21 protein-coding genes are annotated in these 25600 nt (G+C 72.5%); 9 read left to right on the forward strand and 12 right to left on the reverse strand.

Features of this window, described 5'->3' with window-relative positions:
- Nucleotides 1–135 precede the first annotated feature (135 nt).
- Nucleotides 136–954, reverse strand: coding sequence for an SDR family NAD(P)-dependent oxidoreductase (locus tag QQZ14_RS19280; protein ID WP_284536031.1), 819 nt, complete (start codon nt 952–954; stop codon nt 136–138).
- A 72-nt stretch (nt 955–1026) separates the two neighbouring features.
- Here QQZ14_RS19280 and lexA point away from each other — a divergent pair, with 72 nt between their 5' ends.
- From lexA to QQZ14_RS19310, 6 genes are all read left to right on the forward strand, one after another.
- Nucleotides 1027–1776, forward strand: coding sequence for a transcriptional repressor LexA (gene lexA, locus QQZ14_RS19285; protein WP_284536032.1), 750 nt, complete (start codon nt 1027–1029; stop codon nt 1774–1776).
- 98 nt (nt 1777–1874) lie between these two features.
- Nucleotides 1875–2744: a phosphatase PAP2 family protein gene (locus tag QQZ14_RS19290; protein WP_284536033.1), complete on the forward strand. Its 870-nt coding sequence runs from the start codon at nt 1875–1877 to the stop codon at nt 2742–2744.
- Nucleotides 2745–2867: 123 nt separating this feature from the next.
- Complete coding sequence (locus QQZ14_RS19295; RefSeq protein WP_284536034.1) at nt 2868–4547, forward strand: alkaline phosphatase D family protein; 1680 nt, start codon at nt 2868–2870, stop codon at nt 4545–4547.
- Nucleotides 4544–5797, forward strand: coding sequence for an alkaline phosphatase family protein (locus QQZ14_RS19300; protein ID WP_284536035.1), 1254 nt, complete (start codon nt 4544–4546; stop codon nt 5795–5797). The genes QQZ14_RS19295 and QQZ14_RS19300 overlap by 4 nt, the downstream gene beginning before the upstream one ends.
- Before the next feature lie 101 nt (nt 5798–5898).
- Nucleotides 5899–7380, forward strand: a complete 1482-nt coding sequence (locus QQZ14_RS19305) for an MXAN_6640 family putative metalloprotease (RefSeq protein WP_284536036.1) — start codon at nt 5899–5901, stop codon at nt 7378–7380.
- Between the two features lie 48 nt (nt 7381–7428).
- A complete protein-coding gene (locus QQZ14_RS19310; RefSeq protein WP_284536037.1) occupies nt 7429–8976 on the forward strand; it encodes an MXAN_6640 family putative metalloprotease in 1548 nt (515 codons plus the stop codon).
- Here QQZ14_RS19310 and QQZ14_RS19315 read toward each other — a convergent pair.
- From QQZ14_RS19315 to QQZ14_RS19360, 10 genes are all read right to left on the reverse strand, one after another.
- Nucleotides 8973–10889 (reverse strand): ATP-dependent DNA helicase, encoded by a 1917-nt coding sequence (locus tag QQZ14_RS19315; RefSeq protein WP_446740508.1) that lies wholly within the window; start codon nt 10887–10889, stop codon nt 8973–8975. The two genes, QQZ14_RS19310 and QQZ14_RS19315, sit on opposite strands and share 4 nt — an antisense overlap.
- 254 nt (nt 10890–11143) lie before the next feature.
- Nucleotides 11144–12148 (reverse strand): sugar phosphate isomerase/epimerase family protein, encoded by a 1005-nt coding sequence (locus QQZ14_RS19320; protein ID WP_284536039.1) that lies wholly within the window; start codon nt 12146–12148, stop codon nt 11144–11146.
- 27 nt (nt 12149–12175) lie between these two features.
- The gene (xylA, locus tag QQZ14_RS19325) at nt 12176–13336 is read right to left on the reverse strand and encodes a xylose isomerase (RefSeq protein WP_284536040.1); all 1161 of its coding nucleotides are present in this window, start codon (nt 13334–13336) and stop codon (nt 12176–12178) included.
- Entirely contained in the window at nt 13333–14520 is a 1188-nt protein-coding gene (locus QQZ14_RS19330) for a Gfo/Idh/MocA family protein (protein WP_284536041.1), read from the reverse strand. Before QQZ14_RS19330 ends, xylA begins: the two co-directional genes overlap by 4 nt.
- An 82-nt stretch (nt 14521–14602) precedes the next feature.
- On the reverse strand, nt 14603–15673 hold the full coding sequence (locus tag QQZ14_RS19335) for a substrate-binding domain-containing protein (RefSeq protein WP_284536042.1): 1071 nt from the start codon (nt 15671–15673) through the stop codon (nt 14603–14605).
- Between the two features lie 69 nt (nt 15674–15742).
- Nucleotides 15743–16786 carry an ABC transporter permease gene (locus QQZ14_RS19340; protein ID WP_284536043.1) on the reverse strand — a complete coding sequence of 348 codons (1044 nt, stop codon included), beginning with the start codon at nt 16784–16786 and terminating at the stop codon, nt 15743–15745.
- On the reverse strand, nt 16783–18324 hold the full coding sequence (locus QQZ14_RS19345; RefSeq protein WP_284536044.1) for a sugar ABC transporter ATP-binding protein: 1542 nt from the start codon (nt 18322–18324) through the stop codon (nt 16783–16785). Before QQZ14_RS19345 ends, QQZ14_RS19340 begins: the two co-directional genes overlap by 4 nt.
- Entirely contained in the window at nt 18321–19544 is a 1224-nt protein-coding gene (locus tag QQZ14_RS19350; RefSeq protein WP_284536045.1) for an ROK family transcriptional regulator, read from the reverse strand. Before QQZ14_RS19350 ends, QQZ14_RS19345 begins: the two co-directional genes overlap by 4 nt.
- Nucleotides 19545–19764: 220 nt before the next feature.
- The gene (locus QQZ14_RS19355) at nt 19765–20955 is read right to left on the reverse strand and encodes an ROK family transcriptional regulator (RefSeq protein ID WP_284536046.1); all 1191 of its coding nucleotides are present in this window, start codon (nt 20953–20955) and stop codon (nt 19765–19767) included.
- Between the two features lie 44 nt (nt 20956–20999).
- Nucleotides 21000–21728, reverse strand: coding sequence for an SGNH/GDSL hydrolase family protein (locus tag QQZ14_RS19360; protein ID WP_284536047.1), 729 nt, complete (start codon nt 21726–21728; stop codon nt 21000–21002).
- A gap of 90 nt (nt 21729–21818) precedes the next feature.
- Between QQZ14_RS19360 and QQZ14_RS19365 the strand changes: the two genes are divergently transcribed.
- Nucleotides 21819–22706, forward strand: coding sequence for an alpha/beta fold hydrolase (locus tag QQZ14_RS19365; protein WP_284536048.1), 888 nt, complete (start codon nt 21819–21821; stop codon nt 22704–22706).
- A 153-nt stretch (nt 22707–22859) separates the two neighbouring features.
- Here QQZ14_RS19365 and hflX read toward each other — a convergent pair whose 3' ends face one another.
- Nucleotides 22860–24371 (reverse strand): GTPase HflX, encoded by a 1512-nt coding sequence (gene hflX / locus QQZ14_RS19370; protein ID WP_284536049.1) that lies wholly within the window; start codon nt 24369–24371, stop codon nt 22860–22862.
- Nucleotides 24372–24522: 151 nt separating this feature from the next.
- Here hflX and QQZ14_RS19375 point away from each other — a divergent pair, with 151 nt between their 5' ends.
- Together QQZ14_RS19375 and QQZ14_RS19380 are read left to right on the forward strand one after the other, a co-directional pair.
- Nucleotides 24523–25191, forward strand: coding sequence for an ArsR/SmtB family transcription factor (locus tag QQZ14_RS19375; RefSeq protein WP_284536050.1), 669 nt, complete (start codon nt 24523–24525; stop codon nt 25189–25191).
- Nucleotides 25192–25239: 48 nt separating this feature from the next.
- A complete protein-coding gene (locus QQZ14_RS19380) occupies nt 25240–25590 on the forward strand; it encodes a DsrE/DsrF/TusD sulfur relay family protein (RefSeq protein WP_284536051.1) in 351 nt (116 codons plus the stop codon).
- The last annotated feature ends 10 nt before the right edge of the window (nt 25591–25600 follow it).

Genomic DNA, 25600 nt, shown 5'->3' on the forward strand with positions numbered 1-25600 from the left:
GGCGGGACGGTCTGGACCGGCGACTCGATCAGACGTTCGATCGAACATGTGTACGACGTTAGAGCACGTGTTCGAACGAATCAAGGTCCGACACGAACATTTGTTCGAGGAGATCCTCCCCGCCAGGCGGAGCGATCAGTGTCCCTTCGCGATGGCCCGCCGGCCCTGCGCGGCGAACAGGCCGGTGGCGCGGCCGGCGACCGACGGGGCGAGCGTGGTGGCCCGCACCAGGCCGCCGCGCCAGGCGGGCACGGTGCGCACCACGCGGCCGGAGCCGACCAGGTCCACGGCCGCCTCGGCCACCTCCTCGACGGTGAGGATCCGGCCGCCGGAGTGCACCAGCGCGGCCCCCAGCCCACCGGGCCGCTGCGCGTCGAGCATCGCGGTCCGCACCCCGTCGGGGCACAGCGCGTGGACCCGCACCCGCCGGGGCGTCTCGGCCGACACCGACATCGACGCCGAGACGATCGCCGCCTTGGTCGCGGCGTACACGCTGTAGCCCGGCACCGGGCCGAGGCCGGCGAGCGAGGCCGTGTTGACCACGTCGCCACCTCGCGAGCCGAACGCCGCCACCGCCGCGCGCATCCCCCACAGCGTGCCGAGCAGGTTCACCTCGACCAGGCGGCGCACCACCTCGTCGGAGTGGTCGCCGACCAGCCCGTCGTCGCCGATGCCGGCATTGTTGAACCACGCCGTGAGCTCGCCGTGCTCCGCGGCCGCGGCGGCCGCCTCCCGGTGCGCGTCGGGGTCGCGTACGTCGAGCGCGCGGCCCTCGGCCGCGCCGATCTCCTCGGCACACCGCCGGGCGCCTGCACCGTCGATGTCGCCGAGCACGACGGCGTACCCCTGCGCCACCAGCCGCTCCGCGATCCCGCGACCGATCCCGCGCGCGCCGCCGGTCACCACCGCGCTCTTGCCTGCGCCCCGGACTGAACCCCTGGTCGATCCGCTCATGGCCGCAGTCTGGCCGACACGCCGTTCGAACAGGTGTTTGAACCAACCACCAGACCCGGCTACCGTGCTCACATGGCCCCGCCCAAGACCGGCAAGAAGCCCGCCCCCCGCTCCAGCGAGCGCGTCTCCGAGCTCCCCGACGGGCCGCCCGACGCCACCGGGCTCACCCCGCGGCAGCAGCGCGTGCTCGCGCACATCAAGGACTCCATCGAGCACCGCGGCTACCCGCCGTCCATGCGCGAGATCGGCGAGGCCGTCGGGCTGACCAGCTCCTCGAGCGTGGCCCACCAGCTCAAGACGCTCGAGGAGAAGGGGTTCCTCAAGCGCGACCCCCACCGGCCGCGGGCGCTGGAGGTCTTCCTGCCCGAGGTGATGGCCGCCCGCCGGTCGATGTCGAGTGCCGAGGAGACCCCGTTCGACGAGACCGGGGTGGGCGACGCCCTCCCGGCCGCGCGCTACGTGCCCGTGGTCGGCCGGATCGCCGCCGGCGGCCCGATCCTGGCCGAGGAGCGCGTCGAGCAGGTCTTCCCGCTGCCGCGCGAGCTCGTGGGCGACGGGCAGCTGTTCCTGCTGGAGGTGCGCGGCGACTCGATGATCGAGGCCGCGATCTGCGACGGCGACTACGTCGCGATCCGGCAGCAGCCCACCGCCGAGAACGGCGAGATCGTGGCGGCCATGATCGACGGGGAGGCCACGGTCAAGACCTTCCAGCGCAAGGACGGAAATGTGTGGCTCCTGCCGCACAACCCGGCCTACGATCCGATCGACGGCACCCACGCCACGATCTTGGGTAAAGTGACAGCGGTGCTGCGCCGGGTCTAGCTCTCCCGATGGTCGGGGAATTACCAGAGCAGACCCTGGTGTTGAGTTCGGGGAGATCCCGGATGCCACGGGGAGGCTGCATGAACCACGCTGGTGCTGTGTCGACAGCATCCGCGCTCGCTCGCGCCCACCCATGGCCTCGGTGGGCGCGCGGGCTCTTCGAGCTCGTCCTCGTCGTGGGCCTCTGGGTCCTCTACAGCCTCGCCCGGCTGCTCGCCGACACCAACATGGCGCCCGCGCTCCGTCGCGCCGACGAGCTGGTCGACATCGAGGGCCTGATCGGCATCCAGTGGGAGGTGCCGCTCAACCGGCTGTTCACCGACTACAAGGTGATCGGCCTGCTCGGCAGCTACTGGTACGCCAGCCTCCACTACATCGTCACCGCCGCCGTGCTGATCTGGCTGTGGCGCCTCGGCGCCGACCGCTACGGCCCGGCCCGCCGGGCGCTCGTCATCGGCACCCTGCTGGGGCTGATGGCCTACATCTCGCTGCCCACCGCGCCGCCGCGGTTCATCGGTGGGTACGTCGACGTCCTCAGCCTGCACGCGGCCGACGGCTGGTGGGGCGGGGACGCCTCCGCGCCGCGCGGGCTGGGCGGGCTCACCAACGAGCTCGCCGCGTTCCCGTCGCTGCACGCCGGCTGGTCGCTCTGGGTCGCGCTCGCGCTGCAGATCTACGCCTCCCGCAAGTGGGTGCGCGTGCTCGGCTGGCTCTACGCCCTCGGCACGGCGATCGTGATCGTCGGCACCGGCAACCACTGGGTGATCGACGCGATCGTCGGCTGGATGGTCATCGCAGCCGGCTGGGCCGCCGCCGAGGCGCTGGGCCGGATCCAGATCAGCCGTCTGGTGCGGCGGATCCTCCGCAGCGAGCCGGCGCCGTACCTGGCCGCTGCCGAGGTCGACGGCGACGATGAGCACGAGGACCATGAGGACGTAGGTCATCACCTGGTCGAGTCGGAACAGTGAGACCGACTGGCTGAGCGGCGGTTCCGTCTGCGTCGACGGTCGACCAGGTGTCGCCCAGGTGAACGGACGATGCTCACACCCGTCCATCCGTGCCCGGCGGGCCGATCCGTCGTTCACTAAGGCGTGACCACGCCTCCCCTGCACCGACGAACCGTCCTCGGCACCGCATCCGCCGGGGCGGCGGCCCTCGCCGTCGCCTGTCCCGACGGCGGCAGCGCCGCCGCAGCTGCCGAGGCGCCGGCCCGGCGCCGCAGCCCCTTCCGTCACGGTGTCGCGTCGGGCGACCCGCTCCCCCACGCCGTGCTGATCTGGACCCGGCTCACGCCGACCGCGGCGAGCACCCCCGGGTCGGGCCAGGGCCCGCGGGTCGCGGTGCGGTGGGAGGTCGCTACCGACGCGGCGTTCCAGCGGGTCGTGCGGCGCGGGACGTTTCAGACCGGGCCGGCCCGCGACCACACGGTCAAGGTCGACGTGACCGGTCTCGAGCCGGCCACCTGGTACCACTACCGCTTCCGGTACGGCGCCGCCACCAGCCCGGTCGGCCGGACCCGCACCGCCCCGGCCGCCGACGCCACGCCCGACCACGTCCGGTTCGGCGTGGTCTCCTGCGCGAACCTGCAGGCCGGCTGGTTCTCGGCGTACCGCGGGCTCGCCGCGCGCGACGACCTGCACGCCGTCCTGCACCTGGGCGACTACCTCTACGAGTACGGACCGGGCCAGTACGGCTACGGCATCAGCGACCGGGACATCCGTCCGCACGTCCCGGCCCACGAGATGGTCTCGCTGGCCGACTACCGCCAGCGGCACGCGCAGTACAAGCAGGATCCCGACCTGCAGGCGCTGCACGCGAAGTACCCGTGGATCATCACCTGGGACGACCACGAGGTCGCCAACGACGCCTACCGCGACGGCGCCGAGAACCACAACACCGACCTCGGCGAGGGCTCCTTCCTGAAGCGCCGGGCGCGGGCGCACCGGGCCTACGACGAGTGGATGCCGGTGCGGATGGACGGCACCGCCCGGCTCGGCGACGGCGACCGGCTCTTCCGCCGGCTGCGCTTCGGGCGGCTGGCCGAGATCAGCATGCTCGACCTGCGCAGCTACCGCGACGCCCAGGTCCCGTTCCCCGGCCCCGCGGTCAGCGACCCCGACCGCTCCATCACCGGACGCCAGCAGCTCGACTGGCTCAAGCAGTCGCTGTCGCGCGGCCGCGCCCAGTGGAAGATCATCGGCAACCCGGTGATGATCGCGCCCGTCGACTTCGCGGCCCTCCCCCACGACCTCGTCGACCCGGTCAACGACGTGACCGGGCTGATCCCGCGCGACGGCATCCCGTACAACGTCGACCAGTGGGACGGCTACACCGACGACCGGCGCGAGGTGTTCGAGCACATCCGCGACCACCAGGTCACCGACGCGCTGTTCGTCACCGGCGACATCCACTCGGGGTGGGCGTGCGAGCTGCCGTACGACGCCTCGACCTATCCGGTCGGCGACTCCGCCGGGGTGGAGTTCGTGTGCTCCTCGGTGACCTCGAACAACCTCAAGGACATCACCGGCACGCCGCCCCACTCGACCAGCACCGTGGTGGAGGGGATCATCAAGGCCAACAACCGGCACATCAAGTACCTCAACTTCGACGACCACGGCTTCTCGGTGCTCGACGTGACCCCCACCCGCGCCCAGATGGACTGGTACGTGATCGGCGACCGTGCCGAGCGGGACACCCCGATCACCTGGTCGGTGTCCTATGCGACCAAGACCGGCACCGGACGCGTCGAGCAGGTCTCGGAGCCGGTGTGAGCGGCCAGATCCGGGGAGACCGGCGTACCTTCCTCAAGGCCGGCGCCGCCGGCCTGGTGTTCTCCACGGTCGCCGGCACCCCGGGGCGCGCAGACGCCGCCCGGAGCCGCAAGCGGGCCTACGTCCTGGTCATCGACGGATGCCGCCCCGACGAGATCGACTCCGGCCTGACCCCCCACCTCGCTGCGCTGCGCGACGGCGGGCTGCGGTTCCCGCAGGCCTCCTCGATGCCGGTGATGGAGACCATCCCCAACCACGTGATGATGATGACCGGGCTGCGGCCCGACCGCACGGGCGTGCCGGCCAACTCCGTCTACGACCGAGCGCTCGGCGAGGTCCGGGACATGGACCGGCCCTCCGACATCCGCTGCGACACGCTGATCGGGCGGCTCAACCGGCGCGGGCACACCACCGGCACGGTGCTCAGCAAGACCTACCTGTACGGCGTGTTCGGCGGCCGCGCCACCCACCGATGGGAGCCGAGTCCGACCCTCCCGATCACCGAGCACGCCCCGGACGTGTTCACGATCGACGCGGCGATCACCATGCTCGAGGAGTTCGACCCGAGCCTGATGTTCGTCAACCTCGGCGACATCGACCGGTTCGGGCACGCCGACCTCACCGGCACCACGCTCCGGCTCGCCCGGCGGCTGGCGCTCGCCGACACCGACCTCCAGGTGCAGCGGTTCCTCGACGCGCTCGAGGCGCAGGGCGTGTGGGAGCAGTCGATCGTGATCGTGCTCGCCGACCACTCCATGGACTGGTCGACGCCCGACAAGGTGATCAGCCTGACCGGCCCGCTCGCCGCCGACCCGCTGCTGGCCGGCAACGTGCAGATCGCCGACAACGGCGGCGCGGACCTCCTGTACTGGACCGGCCCCGAGGCGCAGCGCGCCGCGGCGGTCGGCCGGATGCGGGCGATCGCCCGAGCGCAGGACGGCGTGCTCGCGGCCTACCCGCGCACCGCACCGTGGCTGCGCCTCGGCCCGGAGGCCGGCGACGTCGTGGTGTTCTGCAAGGCCGGCTGGCGGTTCAGCGACCCGGACCTGTTCGCGAACCCGATCCCCGGCAACCACGGCCACCCCGCCACCCGGTCCATCCCGTTCTTCATCGGCGGCGGCCACCGCGCCGTACCCCGCCGCACCGCGTCGTCCCGCGTGGCTCGCACCATCGACGTCGCGCCCACGGTCGCCGCGTTCTTCGGCGCCGGCGCACCGCGGGGCGGCTACGACGGACGCAGCCTGCTCTGAGCGGCGACAGTCAGGGTCGAGTGGGGGTCCTGGAGCTGCGTGGGGCGGTGAGCCTCCCCACCGACGCACGAGGGCAGGCGGGGCCGTGATTGGGTGAGCAGGTGCGTCTCCGTCCTGCTCTGGTCCCCGCCGTGTGCGCCACGGTCGCCGCTGTGCTGTGGGGGCTGGTGGGGCCGGTGCCGGCACAGGCGACCCCCGAGAGCCGGCCGGCGGCCGCTCGGGCGCTGGCCGGGGCCCGGGCGGCGCTCAGCGGCGCCACCCACCGCGACGTCACGCTCGCGCTGCGCGACCTGCGCCGCCACCGCGACGAGCTGTCCAGCGCCGACCGGGCCGGCGCGGACCGGCTGCTGACCCGGCCGAGCGCCACGCACGCGAAGTGCTTCACGCTCGTGTGCGTGCACTGGTCGACGACCGGCACCGGCAAGGCGAGCTCGGCGTACGTCGAGCAGGTCGCGAAGACCGCCGAGCACGTGCTGGCGACGTACGTCGCGGCCGGCTACCGCGCACCCGAGAGCGACGGTCTCCGGGGCGGCAGCGGGCTGCTGGACATCTACCTGCAGGACCTCGGCGGCCGCGGGCTCTACGGCTACTGCGACACCGACGTCCCGCCACCGGCCGACGGCCCCAACGACGCCTGGGCCTACTGCGCGTTCGACAACGACTACGCGGAGTTCCCCACACACAGCCCGCTCGCCAACCTCCAGGTCACCGCGGCCCACGAGCTCTTCCACGCCGTGCAGTTCGCCTACGACTACTACGAGGACGCGTGGTTCATGGAGGCGACCGCGACCTGGGCGGAGGACGAGGTCTACGACGACGTCGACGACAACCTGCAGTACCTCGCCGAGAGCCCGCTGGCCCAGCCCGCCAAGCCGATGGACCACTTCGAGTCCGTCGGCATGCGCCAGTACGGCGACTGGATCTTCTTCCGCTACCTCACCGAGAACCTCGGCGGGCGCAAGGGCGGCCTGCCGACGCTGATGCGGGAGCTCTGGGAGCGGGTCGACGGCTCGAAGGGCGCCCCCGACGACTACTCGATCGCCGCGGTGGACCACGTCCTGAAGGAGCGCGGCACCACCCTGCGCGACGTCTGGGCGGCGTTCGGCGACGCGAACCGCCGGCCCGGCCGGACCTACGACGAGGGCGCCGCGAACGCCTACCCCGTGGCGAGGCCGGCCGCCACGGTGGCGCTCTCGGCCGACCGCCTCGACAGCGCCTGGACCACCCGCCGGGTCGACCACCTCGCGAGCGCGACGATCCGCATCACCCGCGACCCCGCGACCGCCCGGCGCCACCTGCGGGTGCGGCTGGACCTGCCCGCCACCAGGCGTGGGTCGGGGGCCGTCGTCACCGTCTACCGCACCGAAGGCCGGCCGGTGACCACGCCGGTGGCCCTCTCCCGGGACGGCGACGCCTCGGTGCGGCTGGCCTTCGGTCGGGACGTGAGGTACGCCGAGGTCACGCTCGCCAACGCCGGCGTCGCCTACAAGTGTTGGCGCGCGGTCGACACCGGGTACTCCTGCCGGGGCCGGTCCGAGGACGACGACCTGCCGATGCGGTTCCGGGCCACCGCCCTCCGATAGCCCGATCGGGTCATGCCCCCGGACGCGGGGATCTAGTTGGCTGGAGGGGTGCACCTCCGACCCGCCCTCGCCGTCCCTGCCGTCCTCACCACCCTGGCCGTCCTGGTCGCCGGCGGCCTGTCCGTCGCGACCGCTGCCGACGACCACGACAGCCGCTCCGACCATCCCGCCAAGGTGTCCGCCTCGCGCTCCGAGGCCCGCGCGGTGCTGGCCGAGGCGCAGGCCGTGCTGTCCGGGGAGCACCGCGGCGACGCCACGATGGCGCTGCGGGACCTGTGGCTGCACCGCGGCGACCTGGCCGGGGCGGACCGCGCGGCGGCGAACCGGCTGCTGGCCCGCCCCGATCTGCCGCAGTCGGCCTGTACCGCCGACAACTGCTACCACTGGACGACCAGCGGCGCCGACGCCGTACCGGCCACCGATGCGGACTCCGACGGGACGCCCGACTACGTCGAGGCCGTGATCGCGACCGTCGACGGCGTGCACGACAGGTACGTCGCCGCCGGCTACCGGGCGCCGAAGGCCGACGGTGTCGCGGGCGGCGACGCCAAGACCGACATCTACCTCGAGGACGTCTTCGACGAGGGCCTCTACGGCTACTGCACCAGCGACATGCCCAACCCGCCCGCCACCGGGCCCTTCGACGCCTGGGCCTACTGCGTGCTCGACAACGACTACGCCGGGTTCCCGACCAACACGCCGCTGGAGAACCTCCAGGTCACCGCGGCGCACGAGTACTTCCACGCGGTGCAGTTCGGCTACGACGCCCTCGAGGACTCCTGGCTGATGGAGGCCACCGCGACCTGGGCCGAGGACGAGCTCTACGACGACGTCGACGACAACCTGCAGTACCTGCCGGAGAGCCCGCTCAAGAGGCCCGCCCAGCCCCTGGACACGTTCAACGAGGACGGCGCGCAGTACGGCACCTGGGTCTTCTTCCGCTTCCTCACCGAGCAGCTCGACGCCGCCGAGGGCGGGCTGCCGACGCTGGTGCGCGACATCTGGCGGCGCGCCGACGGCGCCGCCGGCGGCCGGGACGAGTACTCGATCCAGGCCGTCGCGAACACGCTCGGCGACTACGGCTACGACCTCACCACGCTCTACGCCCTGTTCGCCACCGCCAACCGGGCGCCGGCGCGGTGGTACGCCGAGGGCGCCGCCAACCACTACCCGACCGCGCCGCCGGCCGGGAGCTTCAAGCTCACCAGTGCGAAGAAGGACAGCGGCTGGAAGGCCGCCACCCTCAAGCACCTGTCGAGCGTCACGGCCCGGTTCGTGCCCGGCACCGGCCTGAGTGCCACCTCGTGGAAGCTGAGGCTCACGCTCGACCTGCCCGACCGCGCCACCCGTCCGGCCGCCGTGGTCACCGTCTACCGCAAGGCCGGCGCCCCGCTGGTGTCCGTGGTGCCGCTCAGCTCGTCCGGCGGCGCCACCCGCAAGGTCGGGTTCGGCTCGAAGAGCGTGCGGTACGTCGAGGTCACGCTGGCCAACGTCGGCACCCGCTACACCTGCTGGAACGGCGGCGCCTACTCCTGCAACGGCAGCTCGAGGGACGACGGCCGCAAGGTGCTGGTGCGGGCGACGGCGACGCGTTAGGGCGTGGCCCCGGCCGACAGCCGGGCCAGCGCCTGGCGGGCCACCGCCGGGTCGGTGGTGGTCCACATCGGAGGCAGGCTGGCCTTGAGGAAGCCGCCGTACCGTGCGGTCGCGAGGCGGGGGTCGAGCACCGCCACCACGCCGCGGTCGGCGTGGGTGCGGATCAGGCGGCCCGCGCCCTGCGCGAGCAGCAGCGCGGCGTGGGTGGCCGCGACCTGCATGAAGCCGTTGCCGCCCGCCGCGTCGGCGGCCTTCTGGCGGGCACTGAGCAGCGGGTCGTCGGGCCGCGGGAACGGGATGCGGTCGATGAGCACCAGCTGGCAGGTGTCGCCCGGGACGTCGAGGCCCTGCCAGAGGCTGAGCGTGCCGAAGAGGCAGGTGTGCGGGTCGCTGACGAACTGGGCGGCCAGCTCGGGCAGCTGGGCGTCACCCTGCGCGAGCGTGGTCAGGTGCGGCAGCCGCTCGCGGACCACCTCGGCCGCGGCCTCGGCCGCGCGGCGGCTCGAGAACAGCCCGAGCGTGCGGCCCTCCGCGGCGTCGACGAGCTCGACGATCTCGTCGAGCTGGGCCCGGACCAGCCCGTCGCGGCCCGGCGGCGGCAGGTGGCGGGCGACGTACAGGATCGCCTGCCGGCCGTAGTCGAACGGGCTGCCGACGTCGATGCCGCGCCAGGGCAGGGCGTGCTCGTCGACGGACGGCTCGGCGACCGGGGTGCCGTCGACGATCCGCTCCGACGGCTTGAGGCCCACGCTGGTCGCGACCGAGGAGAAGTCGCCGCCGAGCATCAGCGTGGCCGAGGTGAACACGACCGTCTTGTCGCTGAGCAGCTTGTCGCGCATCGGGCCCCACACCTGCAGCGGCGCGACGCACAGCCGCGGCGGCATCCGCTCGGTGCCCTCGGTCAGCCACAGCACGTCGGCGTCGGAGCCGGACGCCATCCGCTCGGCGGTCGCGAACACCTCCTGCACGGCGCCCCTGGCCTGGGTGCGGCCGGCGTCGGCCTCGTCGGAGGCGTCGGCCTTGGGGTAGGCCGAGACGCAGGCGCGCGCGGCGTCGCGCACCAGCACGAGCGCGTCGGCGAGCTGCTCGGGCACCCGGTCGAACCGGCCGGGACGGGCCTCGGCGATCGCCTCGCGCAGCGCGTCGGCCGCGTCGGCCAGGTCGTTGGCCTGGTCGCCCTCCACGTGGCGCTGGCTGCGCCGGGCCGCGCGCTCGACCTCGGCGGCCCACAGCTCGTCGGTCGCCGCCTGGGTCACCCGGATGGTGAGCTCGTGCGCCTCGTCGATCACCACGACGTCGTACTCAGGGATCATCGGGACGCCCTCGATCGCGTCGATCGCGAGCAGGGAGTGGTTGGTGACCACCAGGTGGGAGCGGTGCGCCTTCTCCTTGGCCCGCTCGGCGAAGCACTCCTGGCCGAAGGGGCACTTGGCGGCGCCCAGGCACTCGCGGTGGTTGACGCTGACCTGGCGCCACTCGCGGTCGGTGTGCCGCGGGGCGTTGTCGCGCTCGCCGGTGCCGCCCTGCTCGGTCTCCTCCTCGGCCCAGGCGCGCAGCTCGAGGACCTTCTTGCCGAGCGAGCCCGACGGGAGCTCAACCTCGAGGGCGCCCTGGTCGTCGGGCACGCCCTCGCGGATGCGGTGCAGGCAGGCGTAGTTGGAGCGGCCCTTGAGGACGGCGTGGCTGGTGTCCAGACCCTGGCCACCAGGGGCCGCCTTGACCGCCTCGACCAGCCGCGGCAGGTCACGCTCGACGAGCTGGTGCTGGAGCGCGAGCGTCGCGGTCGCCACCACGACCCGCTTGTCGTGCAGCAGGCTGGGCACCAGGTAGGCCAGCGACTTGCCGGTGCCGGTGCCGGCCTGCACGAGCAGGTGCTGGCCCTTGTCCATCGCCTCGGCCACGGCCTCGGCCATCCGCACCTGCCCGGCGCGCTCCTGGCCGCCCAGCGCCGCCACCGCGGTGCCGAGCAGCTCGGTCACGGACGTCCTCGGAGGCGAGGTCGTGGGCGGGGCGTCAGGCACCCGAGAACCCTAGCCGCGGTCGCGGACCGTCGAGGGCCGCGGTGCACACCTCACCGCTTGTAACGCTCCTCTATGTCCCTCCGGTCACGCTGGAGCGCCACCGGATCGAGGGCGATAGAGGAGCGTTACAAGCGGACGGCGGGGGCTCAGTCGGACGTCGCGAACGCCGCGTCGAAGGCGGCAGTGGGGGCGTCGAACGCGAGCCGGCGGACGAACTCGAGGGCCTCGGGCGCGCCGACCAGGCGGTCCATCCCGGCGTCCTCCCACTCGACCGAGATCGGGCCGTCGTACCCGATCGTGTTGAGCATCCGGAAGCACTGCTCCCACGGGACGTCACCGTGGCCGGTGGACACGAAGTCCCAGCCGCGGCGCGGGTCGGCCCAGGCCAGGTGCGAGCCGAGCCGGCCGTTGCGGCCGTTGCCGGTCAACCGCTTCGCGTCCTTGCAGTCCACGTGGTAGATCCGGTCCTGGAAGTCCCACAGGAACCCGACCGGGTCGAGGTCCTGCCACACGAAGTGCGAGGGGTCCCAGTTGAGGCCGAACGCCTCGCGGTGACCGATCGCCTCCATGGTCCGCACGGTCGTCCAGTAGTCGTAGGCGATCTCGGAGGGGTGCACCTCGTGAGCGAACCGCACCCCGCACTCGTCGAAGACGTCGAGGATCGGGTGCCACCGGTCGGCGAAGTCCTGGTAGCCGGCGTCGATCATCTCCTGCGAGGCCGGCGGGAACATCGCGACGTACTTCCAGATCGAGGAGCCGGTGAAGCCGATGACGGTCTTGACGCCGAGCTTCTGCGCCAGCCGCGCGGTCAGCTTCATCTCCTCGGCGGCGCGGCGCCGCACGCCCTCGGGCTCGCCGTCACCCCACACCTTCGCGGGCAGGATCGCCTGGTGGCGGGCGTCGATCGGGTCGTCGCAGACGGCCTGGCCCTTGAGGTGGTTGGAGATCGCGAAGACCTTCAGCCCGTACTTCTCGAGCAGGTCGAGCCTGCCCTGCACGTAGGCGTCGTCGTCGGCCTGCCACGGGTCGAGGTGGTCGCCCCAGCAGGCGATCTCGAGCCCGTCGTAGCCCCACTCCGACGCGAGCCGGGCGACCTCCTCGAACGGCAGGTCGGCCCACTGCCCGGTGAACAGCGTGATCGGTCGTGGCATCTTGCGTTCCTTCCTTGGTGACGGGACTCAGCGGGCGCCGAGCAGGTGCTCCATGGCGAGCTGGTCGAGGGCCTCCATCGCGACGCTGCGCTCGCGCAGCGCCACGAGGTCGTACGACGCGTTCCGGATGTCGTCGAGCGACTCGCCGGGTGCCACGGTCGGCTCCCGCAGCTCGCCGACGCCGGCGGCCTCGAGCGCCGCCGCGACGTCGGGGTCGGCGCGGAACGCCTGCACCCGCTCGCGGAGGATGAGGTAGTTGCGCATGCACCCGCGCGCCGACTCCCAGACGCCGTCGATCGCCTCGACCCGCGGCGTCTTGTAGTCGAAGTGCACATAGCCGTCGTAGCGCCGATCGGTGCCCGCCCCGAGCATCGCGTCGACGGTCCAGAACGCGCCGCGCAGGTTGCCGGCGCCGAAGCGCAGGTCCTGGTCGAAGCGCGGCCCGTGCTGGCCGTTGAGGTCGATGTGGAACAGCTTGCCGTGCCACAGCGCCTGGCTGATGCCGTGCGCGAAGTTCAGGCCGGCCATCTCCTCGTGCCCGACCTCGGGGTTGAGCCCGACCATCTCCGGGTGCTCGAGCTCGTTGATCAGCGCGAGCGCGTGACCGACCGTCGGCAGCAGGATGTCGCCGCGCGGCTCGTTGGGCTTGGGCTCGAGCGCGAACCGGATCCCGTAGCCCTGCTCCTTGACGTACGCGCACACGGTGTTGAGCGCGTCGCGGTAGCGGTCGAGCGCGGCACCGATGTCCTTGCTGCCGCCGTGCTCGGCGCCCTCCCGGCCGCCCCACATCACGAACGTCTGCGCACCCAGGGACGCCGCGAGGTCGATGTTGCGCAGCACCTTGGCCAGCGCGTAGCGGCGTACCTCCCGGTTGTTCGCGGTGATCGCGCCCTCCTTGAACACCGGGTCCGAGAACGTGTTGGTGGTGACCATCTCCACCACCAGCCCGGTCTCGTCGAGGGCCTTCCGGAACTGCGTCAGCGTCGCCTCGCGCTCGGCGTCGTCGGGGAGCAGGTCGTCGTCGTGGAAGGTGACGGCCGCGGCGCCGAGCTCGGCGAGCCGGTACGTCGCCGCCACGGGGTCGAGCAGCTCGCGGCTGGCCGGGCCGAACACGTCGACCCCCTGCCAGCCGACGGTCCAGAGGCCGAACGAGAACTTGTCCTCGGGGCGCGGGGTGTAGTCGCTCACTGCGTGATCTCCTGCCAGGTGCGGGTGTCGGAGCTCGTCTCGACCGCGGCCAGCACGCGCTGGACCTGCAGACCGTCGGCGAAGGAGGGGGCCGGGTCGGTGCCCTCCGCGATCGCGGTCACCAGGTCGACGACCTGGTGGGTGAAGCCGTGCTCGTAGCCGAGCCCGTGGCCGGCAGGCCACCAGTGCTCGACGTACGGGTGCGAGGGCTCGGTGACGAGGATCCGCCGGAAGCCGGCTGTGTCGGCGTCCTCGGTCGCGTCGAAGAACTGCAGGACGTTCATGTCCTCGAAGTCGAACGCGACGCTGCCGCGCGAGCCGTTGACCTCGATCCGGATGCCGTTCTTGCGGCCCGAGGCGAACCGGGTCGCCTCGAACACGCCCATCGCGCCCCCCGCGAACGTCGCGAGGAACGACGCGGCGTCGTCCACGGTGACCGGACCGCGCTCGGTGGAGGACCCGCCGCCGCCCAGGCTGCCGGCGGTCTCACCCGCCGGGTAGGGGCGCTCCTTGACGAACGTCTCGAGCCGGCCGGACACCTCCCGGATCACGTCGCCGGTGATGAACTGCGTGAGGTCGATGACGTGGGCGCCGATGTCGCCCAGCGCGCCGGAGCCCGCCTTGGACCTGTCCAGGCGCCACGACAGCGGCGCCTCGGGGTCGGCGATCCAGTCCTGGAGGTACTGGGCACGGACGTGGCGGATCTCGCCGACGCGGCCCTCGGCGACGAGCCGGCGGGCCAACGCGATCGCGGGGACGCGTCGGTAGGTGAAGCCGACCATCGCGCGGACGCCGCGCGCCCGGGCCTCCGCGGCCGCAGCGGTCATCGCCTCGGCCTCGGCCACCGTGTTGGCGAGTGGCTTCTCGCACAGCACGTGCTTGCCCGCGCGCAGCGCGGCGACGGCGATCTCGGCATGGGTGAAGCCGGGGGTGCAGATGTCGACGAGGTCGACGTCGTCGCGGGCGACGGCCTCGCGCCAGTCGGCGGAGCTCGCGGCCCAGCCGAGCCGGTCGGCGGCGGCCGCGGCCCGGTCGGCGTCGTGGCCGACGACCAGCGACATCTCGGGGGCGAGCGGCAGGTCGAAGAACCGCGGTGCGGTGCGCCAGGCCTGCGAGTGCGCGTTGCCCATGAAGGCATGGCCCACCATCGCGACGCGCAGGGTGGATCGGGGTGACTCGGTCATGGTGTGGCTCCCGTGGGGTCTGCGGGCCCGCCCCCGGGACGGAGCGGGGGCGGGCTCGCGGCGTGCTGTCGACTGGTGTCGATCAGGACTCGAACGCGGTGTCGATGTACTGGTCGACGTTGTCGGCAGTCACGACGGGGGCGTAGAGCTGGACCACGCGGGGCACCTCGACCTCGACCATGTCCGCCATCGCCTTGCCCTGGACCAGCAGGCGGGCCAGGCGGATGCCGTCGGCGGCCTGGGTCGACGGGTAGATGACCGTCGCCTTGAGCACGCCGTCACCGGCCTGGATGGCCTCCATCGCGTTCTTGGAGCCGGCGCCGCCGATCATCGCGAACTCGTCGCGACCGGCGTTCTCGATCGCCGCGAGGACGCCGACACCCTGGTCGTCGTCGTGGTTCCAGAGGAAGTCGATCTTGGGAGCTGCCTGCAGCAGCTGCTCCGCGGCGTCCGAGCCACCCTCGACGGTGAAGTCGGCGGCGACCCTGTTGTCGACGTCCAGGCCGCACTCGGAGAGCGCGTCCTTGAAGCCCTGGCTGCGGTCCTGGGTCAGCGGCAGCGAGTCGATGCCGGCGATCTCGGCCACGATGGCGCCCTTGTCGCCGCCGGCGTTCTCGCAGACGTACTCGCCGGCCGAGACACCCATGCCGTAGTTGTCACCCAGAACGGTGACGCGCGCGGCGTTCGGGTCGTTGAACTCACGGTCGACGTTGATCACCGGGATGCCGGCGGCCATCGCCTTGAGCGCGACGGGCGTCATGGCGGCACCGTCGAAGGGCAGCAGCACGATCGCGTCGACCTTGTCGTTGATGAAGGTCTCGACCTGGCTGATCTGGACGGCGACGTCGTTGGTGCCCTCGGCGACGCGCAGCTCGATGTCGTCGTACTTCGCGGCCTCCTTCTTGGCCGACGCGGTGATCGAGCCCATCCAGCCGTGGTCCGCGGCGGGTGCCGAGAACCCGATCACGACCGTGTCACCGGTCTCGTCGTTCGCACCGGCCGGGGCCGCCGCGGGGGCGTTGGCGTCGTTGTTGCCGTTGTCGTCGCCGTCGCTGTTGCTGGTGCAGGCGGTGAGCGCGAGGACGGCGAGACCGGCGACGAGACCGGTGGCGAGCCGCTTCCTGCTCTTCGAGGTGGTGGACCGCAGGGACATGGTGGTGCTCCTTGCTCATGCAGAAGGGGTGGTGCGGGTGGTGGTGGCGCGGCGGATCGCTCGGTGCCGCTAGGTGGTGTTGCTCCGAGACGCCAACCGCTGCTGCAGCAGCACGGCGGCGACGATGATGGCTCCCTTGAAGAGCGACTGCTCGGAGAAGGAGCGGTTGTTGAGGATGAAGATGTTGGTGAGCGTCGAGAAGATCAGGACGCCGAGGACCGTGCCGACGATCGTGCCGCGGCCACCGGTCAGCAGCGTGCCGCCGATGACGACCGCGGCGATCGCGTCGAGCTCGTAGAGGGTGCCGTGGGTGGAGCTGCCGGTCGTGGTGCGGGCGACCAGCATCAGCGCGGCGATGCCGCAGGCGACGCCGACCAGCACGTAGAGGTACACCGTGTGCCGCTTGATCGGGATGCCGGCCAGGCGCGCAGCCTCGGGGTTGCCGCCGACGGCGACGGTGCGGCGACCGAACGTGGTGCGGTTGAGCAGCACCCAACCGATCACCGCCACGATCGCGAAGATCCAGATCGAGACGTCGACGCCGAGGATCTCCCGGTTGAAGAAGTCCTTGAAGCCGCTGACGTCGGTGCCCTTGGCGCCGAGGATCTGGGTCTTGCGGTCGCTGATGATCTCGGCCAGGCCCCGAGCGCTGGCGAGCATCGCCAGCGTCATGATGAACGGCACGATCCCGCCGTACGCGATCAGCAGGCCGTTGACCAGCCCACAGCCCGCCCCGACGAGGATCGCGGTGAGGACCATCATGATCCAGTGGGTGTCCTCGGCGAACTGCTGGCTGGCGAGCGTGGTGCACCAGACCGACGACAGCGCGACGATCGCGCCGACCGAGAGGTCGATGCCGCCGCCGATGATCACGAACGTCATGCCGATGCTGACGACGCCGATGGTGGCGGCGAGCCGCAGGATCGTCAGCGCGTTGTCGGTCGAGCTGAAGCGGTCGCCCGCGCTGACGGCGCCGACGACGCAGATCAGCAGCAGCGCGACGACGAGTCCCGCGTTGCGGCCGACACTGCTGCGGAGCAGCGCGAGGACCGCACTGGCCTCGCGGTCGGTCTCGAGCTCGGCCCGCTCGAGGCGGGCACTGTCCTGGCTCATGCCGGAACCCTTCCTTCCATGACGAGGTCGAGGACCGCTGCCTCGTCGATCGCGGTGGCGGCGGACTCGTGGACGACCTCGCCCTCCCGGACCACGAGGACCCGGTCCGCCAGGCCGAGCACCTCGTCGATCTCGCTGGACACGACCACGACGGCGACGCCGCGGTCGGCGAGCGACCGGATGAGCTGGTAGATCTCCGAGCGGGCACCGACGTCGACACCGCGTGTGGGCTCGTCGAGGAGCAGCACCCGGCAGTCGCGCAGCAGCCAGCGGGCGAGCACGATCTTCTGCTGGTTGCCGCCGGAGAGCGTGTTCGCGGCGCGGGTCACGCCCTCGGGGCGTACGTCGAGGCTCCTGGTCAGCTCGAGAGCGCGCCGGCGCTCCTCACGCTGGTCGAGGAAGCCCAGGCGGGCGAACCGGGTCATCGAGGAGACCGTGATGTTCTTGTAGACGGCCTCGTCGAGCAGCAGCGCCTGGCTCTTGCGCTCCTCGGGCGCCAGGCCGATGCCGGCCCGGACCGCGTGCCCGACGGATCCTCGGCGCACCCTCCGGCCGTCGACGGTGACGGTGCCGGCAGACGCCCGGCGGGCGCCGTACACGGTCTCGAGGATCTCGGACCGGCCCGCGCCGACGAGGCCCGCCAGCCCGACGATCTCGCCGGCGCGCACGGAGAGGTCGACGCCCGTGAACACGCCGGGGAGGCTGAGGTCCCGCACGTCGAGCACCGGCTCGCCGCTGTCGGACGGCGCCTCCGACCGGGGCGGGAAGACGTACTCGATCGAGCGGCCGGTCATCAGCCTGATCAGCTCCGACGTCGGGGTGTCGGCGACCGCGAGCCCGGTGGCGACCGTGCGGCCGTCCTTCAGAACGGTGATCCGGTCCCCGATCTCGCGGATCTCCTCCAGCCGGTGGGAGATGTAGACGACGGCGACGCCGGTGGCGGCGAGGTCGCGGATCACCCGGAACAGGTTGTTGACCTCCTCCTGGTCGAGGACGGCCGACGGCTCGTCGAGGATCAGCAGGCGGGTGTCGCGCGAGAGGGCCCGGGCCAGGCTGACGATCTGCTGCTTGGCCGGCGAGAGCTCGCCGACGATGCGGGTCGGCGCGATCTCGGAGTGCCCGAGCCGGACGAGGAGCTCCCGGACGCGTCCGTGGGCCCGGCGCCGCTGGGTGAAGCCCCCTCGGGACACCTCGTGGCCGAGGAAGACGTTCTCGGCGACGTCGAGGTGCGGCACCAGGTCGAGCTCCTGGTAGATCGTCGCGACACCGCGGTCGATGGCCTTGGCGGGCGTGGAGAACGAGGCCTCCTCGCCGTCCCAGGTGATCGTGCCGTCGTCGGGGTGGTGGAAGCCGGACAGCACCTTGATCAGCGTCGACTTGCCGGCGCCGTTCTGGCCGATCAGGCAGTGCACCTCGCCGGCGCGGACGTCGAGGTCGACGCCGTCGAGGGCGCGGACGCCCGGGAACTCCTTGACGATGCCGGTCATCTGGAGCAGCGCCTCAGGGCCGGGGACGGGGGTGAGCGGCGTGGTGGTCATCGGGCTCCTCCGGGGACGGCGGCGGGTGGCCGCGCGACGATCGTCGGGTCGTGGAAGACGGTGTCGAGGACGACCGTCGCGCCGCCGTGGACGGCGGCGGCGAAGCCGAGGGTCGACACCACGACGCGGGTGCCGCCGACCTGGGGAGCCACCACCCCGGCGGCGAGCTGCTGCTCCATCGCGGGCAGCAGGTGCCGGCCGAGGGCGGCGTAGTAGCCGCTGAGCACGACGGCGCCGGGGTTGAGCGCGTTGGTGAGGATCCCCGCACCGATCCCGAGCCAGCCGCCGACCTGGTCGAGTGCCGCGACCGTCCGGGTGTCGCCGAGCGCCGCGCGACGGTCGATCTCGGCGAGCCGGTCGTCGATCGAGAGCGCGGGGTCGCGCACCGGGTCGTCGGGGTCGGCGGCGGCACCCATCAGGGCCCGGAGGCCGCACACGGTCTCCCAGCAGCCGATCCGCCCGCAGCCGCAGCGGCGGCCGCCCGGGTCGACGATCATGTGGCCGATCTCCCCGGCGTACCCCTGCCGGCCGCGCAGCAGCCGGCCGTCGGCGACGATCCCGCCGCCGAGACCGACCTCGCCGAACAGCACCAGGAGGTCCTGGCGGGCGGGGTCGCCGGGCAGCGCCTCGGCGGTGGCGGCCAGGTTGCCCTCGTTGTCGAGGAGCACGGGGTACGCCGCACCGAGCCGGCCGCGGAGCTCGGCGCCGAGCGGCACGTCGCGCCAGCCGAGGTTGGGTCCGAGGGTGAGCACGTCGCGGGTGCGGTCGACCAGTCCGGCCACACCGACGCCGAGCCCCACGACCTGGGCGGCTGCGGCATGCACCTCGTCCTCGGTGCGGGCGATCAGCGCGGCGAGGTGGTCGAGCACCTCGCTGACGCTCAGGCGGGAGGCGTCCACGGACTCGCGGTGCTCGGCCACCACCCGGCCACGCAGGTCGAGCGCAACGGTCGCAACGTGGTTGACGCTGATCTCGGCGCCGAGGCCGCACACCCGGCTCCCGTCGAGCTCGACCGCGGTGCCCGGGCGTCCCAGACCGCCCCGCTCGACGCCGCCGGTCCGGACCAGCCCGAAGTCCTCGAGCTCGGCGACGAGGCCGGAGACGGCCGACCGGGACAGGTCCAGCTCCTCGGCAAGACGGGCCCGGGAGCGCGGCCCCTGGTCGCGCAGCCGGCGCAGCACCAGCCCGAGCTTCTCCGTGCGCGAGGCGGTGTCTGGCATGACCGGCCCTCCCTCGCGTCGCTCCGCACCGGTTGTGACCGCGGTCACCCGTTTGTTGGATTGAGACTCAAAGTAGGACCGCGGACAATGCGTTAGCAAGCGTTTCGCCGCGAAAGTTCTTCAGATCACGTCGTTACTTTCGAAACCGACCTGACAAAGTCGCGGAGGTCTAGCCCACGTACGGCGTCGCGCCCTGACGAAGTCGGCCGCACTCGAGACGTCAGGAGGCGTAGACGGAGTCGCTGATCAGGCGCGCGGCGCCGATGACGCCGCCCTCGTCGCCGAGCTCGCTGAGCACGATCGGCAGGCTGCCGGTCGCCAGCGAGAGGGAGCGGCGGTAGGTGACGCCGCGGATCTCGGCAAGCAGGCCGTGCCCGAGACCGGTGACCCGGCCGCCGATGACGATCAGGCCGGGGTTGAAGAACGACACCAGGCTGGCGAGCACCTGGCCGATGTGCCGGCCGCTGTCGCGGATCAGCTGGACCGCCTGGGCGTCGCCGCGGGAGACCGCGATCCCGACGTCGGCGGCGGTGAGCTCGCCCTTCTCCTCCAGCAGCTCCGCCAGCACCGGCGAGCGTCCGGCGCGGGCGGCCGCCGTCGCGTCCCGGGCGAGCGCCGCGCCTCCGGAGAATGCCTCGAGGCAGCCGGTGTTGCCGCACGCGCAGGTCGGCCCGAACTCGTCGACCCGGATGTGCCCGATGTCGCCGGCGCAGCCGTCGACCCCGCGGTAGAGCTCCCCGCCGATCACGATGCCACAGCCGATGCCGGTGCCGATCTTGACGAACAGGAAGTCGCTGGCGCCCTTGGCGACCCCGGCGTGCTGCTCACCGAGCGCCAGCACGTTCACGTCGTTGTCGAGAACGACCGGGCAGCTCAGCTCACGAGACACCGCGTCGCGCACCGGGTAGCCGTCCCAGCCCGGCATGATCGGCGGCGAGACCGGCACCCCCCGGTGGAAGTCCACGGGGCCCGGCACACCGACGCCGGCACCGGCCAGCCGGGTCACCCCGACCTCGGCCAGCAGCTCGCGCACCTGCTCGAGCGCGGCGGCCAGCACGAGCTCGGGCCCCTGCCGGATGTCGCAGGGGTGGTGCCGGGTGGCGAGCACGGCGAGCCGGCCGTCGGTCACCCCGACGGACATGCCGGTCGCCCCGATCGCGATGCCGACGAAACGGATCTCCTCAGCCAGGTCGACCATCGTCGAGCGCCGCCCGCCCCGCGACGCCGCCGGTCCCGCCTCCTGGGCGAGGCCGAGCTCGCCGAGGCGGGCGACCTCGGCCGCGATCGTGGTCCGCGAGACCTGGAGCCGGTCGGCGAGCTGGGCCTTGGACAGCGGGCCCTCGTCGCGCAGCTCGGCGAGCAGCCGGGCCTGCGTGGGGGTCTCCGCGCGGCCGGCCAGGGAATGACGCACGCAGGGATACTCCCACGCGGTGCCAACCGGCCGCGGCCGATCGGTCAGCCGAGCCCGGCGATCCGCTCCGCCACGAAGTCGCCGAACGCCTGGTGGCCGGCCGGGGTGAGGTGTAGGCGGTCGTCGAGGTAGTCGAGCCGCAGGTCGGAGGTGCGCACGTAGGCGACGCCGTACTGCTCGGCGAGCGAGGCGAGCAGCGCGTCGACACGGGGTACGGCGGCCGCGCGGGACGGCGCGCTGGCCGGCCCGACCACGACGACCCGGTCCCGGTCGCCGCCCAGGGCCCGCATCAGCCTCGCGAACCCGGTGCGGATCTCGGCGTCCGGCCGGTCGTAGTCGTTGAGGCCGCCCTCGACGACCACCAGGTCGGCGCCGCCGCGCACCGCGGCCGGCGCCCGCTCGGCGAAGGACACCCCGGCGCACGCGCTCGCATGGGCGCCGAAGCCGGAGCCGGAGAACCCGGCCACGTGGACCGACCCCGGCAGCCGCGACGGCCACGACTGGGCCGGCCGGTCCAGGCCCAGCCCCGCGGACCAGGAGTCCCCGATCACCACGACCCGCCGGCCCTCGCCGGCGACCTGCTCGCCCCGGGCGGCCGAGTCGGCCGCGAACCGCTCGCACCGGTCGGCGTCGGCCCGGGCGTCGTCGGCGACGTGCACCACGAGCAGCGAGACGACGACGAGCACGAAGAGCGCGCTGGCGGCCGCCGCGCGACGGCGTACTGAGCGCATCTGACTGGGCGAGCCGGTGCTCGCGACCCCCCGGAGGACCACGGCAGCAATGATGCGGTCCAGACCGGTCCCGCGCCGGTGATGTTGCCAACCCGTGACGAATCCGCAAGAAATCCTGTCAGGCTGGGGCGCATGAGCGAGCTCCGCGACGTCACCCTGCCCGACGGCCGGTCCGTGGAGGTCCTCACCGGTGGCGACCCGGACGGCTACCCGTGGCTCTTCCACGGCGGCTCGCCGTCCGCGGCGGTGCCGTGGGACCTGCTCGACGAGGCGGCCCGGTCACAGGGGCTGCGGATGCTGACCTACTCGCGTCCCGGGTACGGCGGCTCCACGCCGCGCCCCGCGCCGGGCCGGTACGCCGACGACGTGGTCGAGTCGGCCGCCGTGCTCGACGCGCTGGGGGTCGACGAGTTCGTCACGCTCGGCTGGTCGGGCGGCGGTCCGCGGGCGCTGGCCTGCGCGGCGCTGCTGCCGCGGCGCTGCCGGGCGGCGGCGTCGCTCGCCGGGGTCGCGCCGTACGACGCCCCCGGGCTCGACTGGTTCGCCGGGATGGCCCAGGAGAACCACGAGGAGTACCACGCGGCCGAGGCAGGGCCCGAGGTCTACGAGGCGTATGTGGTCGAGAACATGCTGCCGATGCTGGCCGCGACCCCGGACCAGCTGGTCGAGGGGATGGGCGGGCTGGTGACGCCGGTCGACCGCGACGCCCTGTCCGCGGGGTTCGCGGACTGGCTGAGCCGGACCTTCAACCGCGCGGGCGCCCAGGGTGCGGCCGGCGTGCGCGACGACGGGCTCGCGGCGGTGGCGCCGTGGGGCTTCGACGTCGCCGACATCGCGGTGCCGGTGGCGATCTGGCAGGGCCGCCAGGACGCGATGGTCCCCTACGAGCACGGCGCCTGGCTGGCCGTGCACGTGCCCGGCGCGCAGGCGCACCTGTTCGAGGACGAGGGCCACCTGTCGCTGGTCACCCGGCTCGACGAGGTGCTCGGCGACCTGGTGCGGCTCGCGGGCGTCGGCTGAGTCACACCCCGGCGCGCGCATGAGCCGGCGGCCGAACGGGAACGGGCTCCGCATGGAAGAGACACCCATCTGCTCCGCCGTCGAACGCGACCTGGGGATCTCGGTCGACGAGATCACCGGCCCGCGGCCGGAGTGGACCCCGGAGAGCGACTCTCAGACGGCGTAGGCCGCGAGCTCGCCGGCCAGGTCCTCGTTGGCCCGGCCGACCACGATCGTGCCGTCGCCGGTGTGCTCCATCGAGTCGATCTCGCCGTGCTGGTGCAGCCGGTTGATCAGGTCGCCACGCTCGTAGGGCACCAGCGCGGTGAACTCCACCTCGGGGCGGGGCAGCTCGCCCTCGATGAGCTTCAGCGCCTCGTCGACGCCCTCGCCGGTCTTGGCGGACACCACGACCGAGTGCGGCTCGCGCTGGCGCAGCCGGGCGAGCACCATCGGGTCGGCCGCGTCGGCCTTGTTGATCACGACCAGCTCGGGCACGTCGGAGGCGCCGATCTCGGCGAACACCTCGCGCACCGCGTTGATCTGGCCCTCCGGGTCGGGGTGGGAGCCGTCGACCACGTGCAGGATCAGGTCGGAGTCGGCGACCTCCTCCAGCGTCGAGCGGAACGCCTCGACCAGCTGGTGGGGCAGGTGCCGGACGAACCCGACCGTGTCGCTCATCGTGTAGACCCGGCCGTCGGACGTCGTCGTACGCCGCGTCGTCGGGTCGAGCGTCGCGAACAGCGCGTCCTCCACGAGCACCCCGGCGTCGGTGAGCCGGTTGAGCAGCGAGGACTTGCCGGCGTTGGTGTAGCCCGCGATCGAGACGCTCGGGATGCGGTGGCGACGGCGCTCCTGGCGCTTGGTGTCGCGGGTGCCCTTCATCTCGCGCAGCTCGCGGCGCAGCTTGGCGATCTTGGTGTTGATGCGGCGCCGGTCGGTCTCGATCTTGGTCTCGCCGGGGCCACGGCCGCCGATGCCGACGCCGTTGGCGGCGCGGCCGCCGACCTGGCGGGACAGGTTGCCGCCCCAGCCGCGGAGGCGCTGTTTGAGGTAGCTCAGCTGGGCCAGCTCGACCTGCGCCTGGCCCTCCTTGGACTTCGCGTGCTGGGCGAAGATGTCGAGGATCAGCGCGGTCCGGTCGACGACCTTGACCTTGAGCCGGTCCTCGAGGTTGCGCAGCTGGCTGGGCGCCAGCTCGCCGTCGCAGATCACGGTGTCGGCGCCGGTGGCCTGCACGATCTCGCGCAGCCCGTCGACCTTGCCGCGGCCGATGTAGGTCGCGGGGTCGGGCGTCTGGCGGCGCTGGTAGATCGCGTCCAGGACCTCGGATCCGGCGGTCTCGGCGAGCAGGGCGAGCTCGGCCATGGAGTTCTCGGCGTCGTCGACGGAGCCGTCGGTCCACACGCCGACGAGCACCACGCGCTCGAGCCGCAGCTGGCGGTACTCGACCTCGGTGATGTCCTCGAGCTCGGTGCGCAGGCTCGCGACCCGGCGCAGCTGGTGGCGCTCGGCGAGGTCGAGCTCGCCGGTCGTCAGCTCCTCGGGGTCGGGCGCGTCGGGGTCCGGCTCGGCGTACCCGGACTCGAACTCGAACTCGTCAGAGTCTCCTGAGTCGTCTGGGTCGTCCCAGTCGTCGGTGGCCTCGAGCTCGGAGTCGAGGTTGAAGTCGGGTGCGTTCGTCATATGAGGCACAGCGTACGTTCGCGCACCCGAGCACGGCGAACCCTTAACCCGGGCTCCGGTCCGACGGTGGCGCCGATCGGCGATGGGTGGCGGGTGAGCAGTCCATCCTGTTATTCTCGTAATCACGCGAATACGTGAATAGGATGGTGGCATGGAGGGTCGAGAGTTCAAGGACGCGGTGTTCGAGCAGTTCGCACGAGTCGCGAGTGCGTTCGCGAGTCCCAAGCGTCTGGAGATCGTCGACCTGCTGGCACAGGGGCCCCGGTCGGTGGAGTCGATCGCCGCGCAGACCTCGATGACGGTCAGCGCCACGTCGCGGCACCTGCAGGTCCTGCGCAATGCGGGCCTGGTGACCTCTTCGCGGGATGCCCAGCGGGTGGTCTACCGGGTCGCCGACCTGAGCGTCGTGGCCGCCTACCGGGCGCTGCGGGAGGCTGCTGAGGCCCGGATCGCGGAGGTCCGCCAGCTCGCGGAGGCGTTCTTCGGCGAGGTCGACGGCGCCGAGCCGCTCGGCGTCGAGGAGCTCCTGGAGCGCTCGGGGCGCGGTGACGTGATCGTGGTCGACGTCCGGCCCGCAGAGGAGTTCGCCGCCGGCCACATCGCCGGAGCCGTCAGCATGCCGCTGGCGGATCTGACCGAACGGATCGCGGACCTGCCCTCCGACGCGACGGTCGTCGCCTACTGCCGGGGCCCGTACTGCGTGCTCTCCGCCGAGGCCGTTCGGCGGCTGCGCGCGGCCGGAGTCGCGGCCCAGCGAGTCGAGGCCGGCATCGACGACTGGCGCCGTGCCGGCCGCTCTCTCGAGTTCGGCGCAGCCTGAGTCTCCCTTCCGACCAACCTGCTGACACTCGACGACGAAGGACACACCATGCGCACCCTCCTGATCATCAACGGCCCGGCCTACGGCTCGGACACCACCTACAACGCCGTGCGCCTCGCCGTCGCCTTGGCCAAGAAGGACGACCAGGATGTGCATGTCTTCCTCATGGGCGACGCCGTCACCGTCGCGATGCGCAACCAGAAGACCCCCGACGGGTACTACACGCTCGACCGGATGCTGGCCGCCGTACCGCGCAGCGGCGGGCAGGTGCTGTGCTGCGGCACCTGCATGGATGCCCGCGGGGTCGGTGCGGACATGCTCATGGACCACGCGCGCCGCTCGACGATGGATGAGCTCGCGGACCTGACAGTCGCCGCGGACAAGGTCCTCGTCTTCTGATGGCCACTCC

The organism is Nocardioides sp. T2.26MG-1, from assembly GCF_950101795.1.
In the GTDB taxonomy this organism is placed as follows: domain Bacteria; phylum Actinomycetota; class Actinomycetes; order Propionibacteriales; family Nocardioidaceae; genus Nocardioides.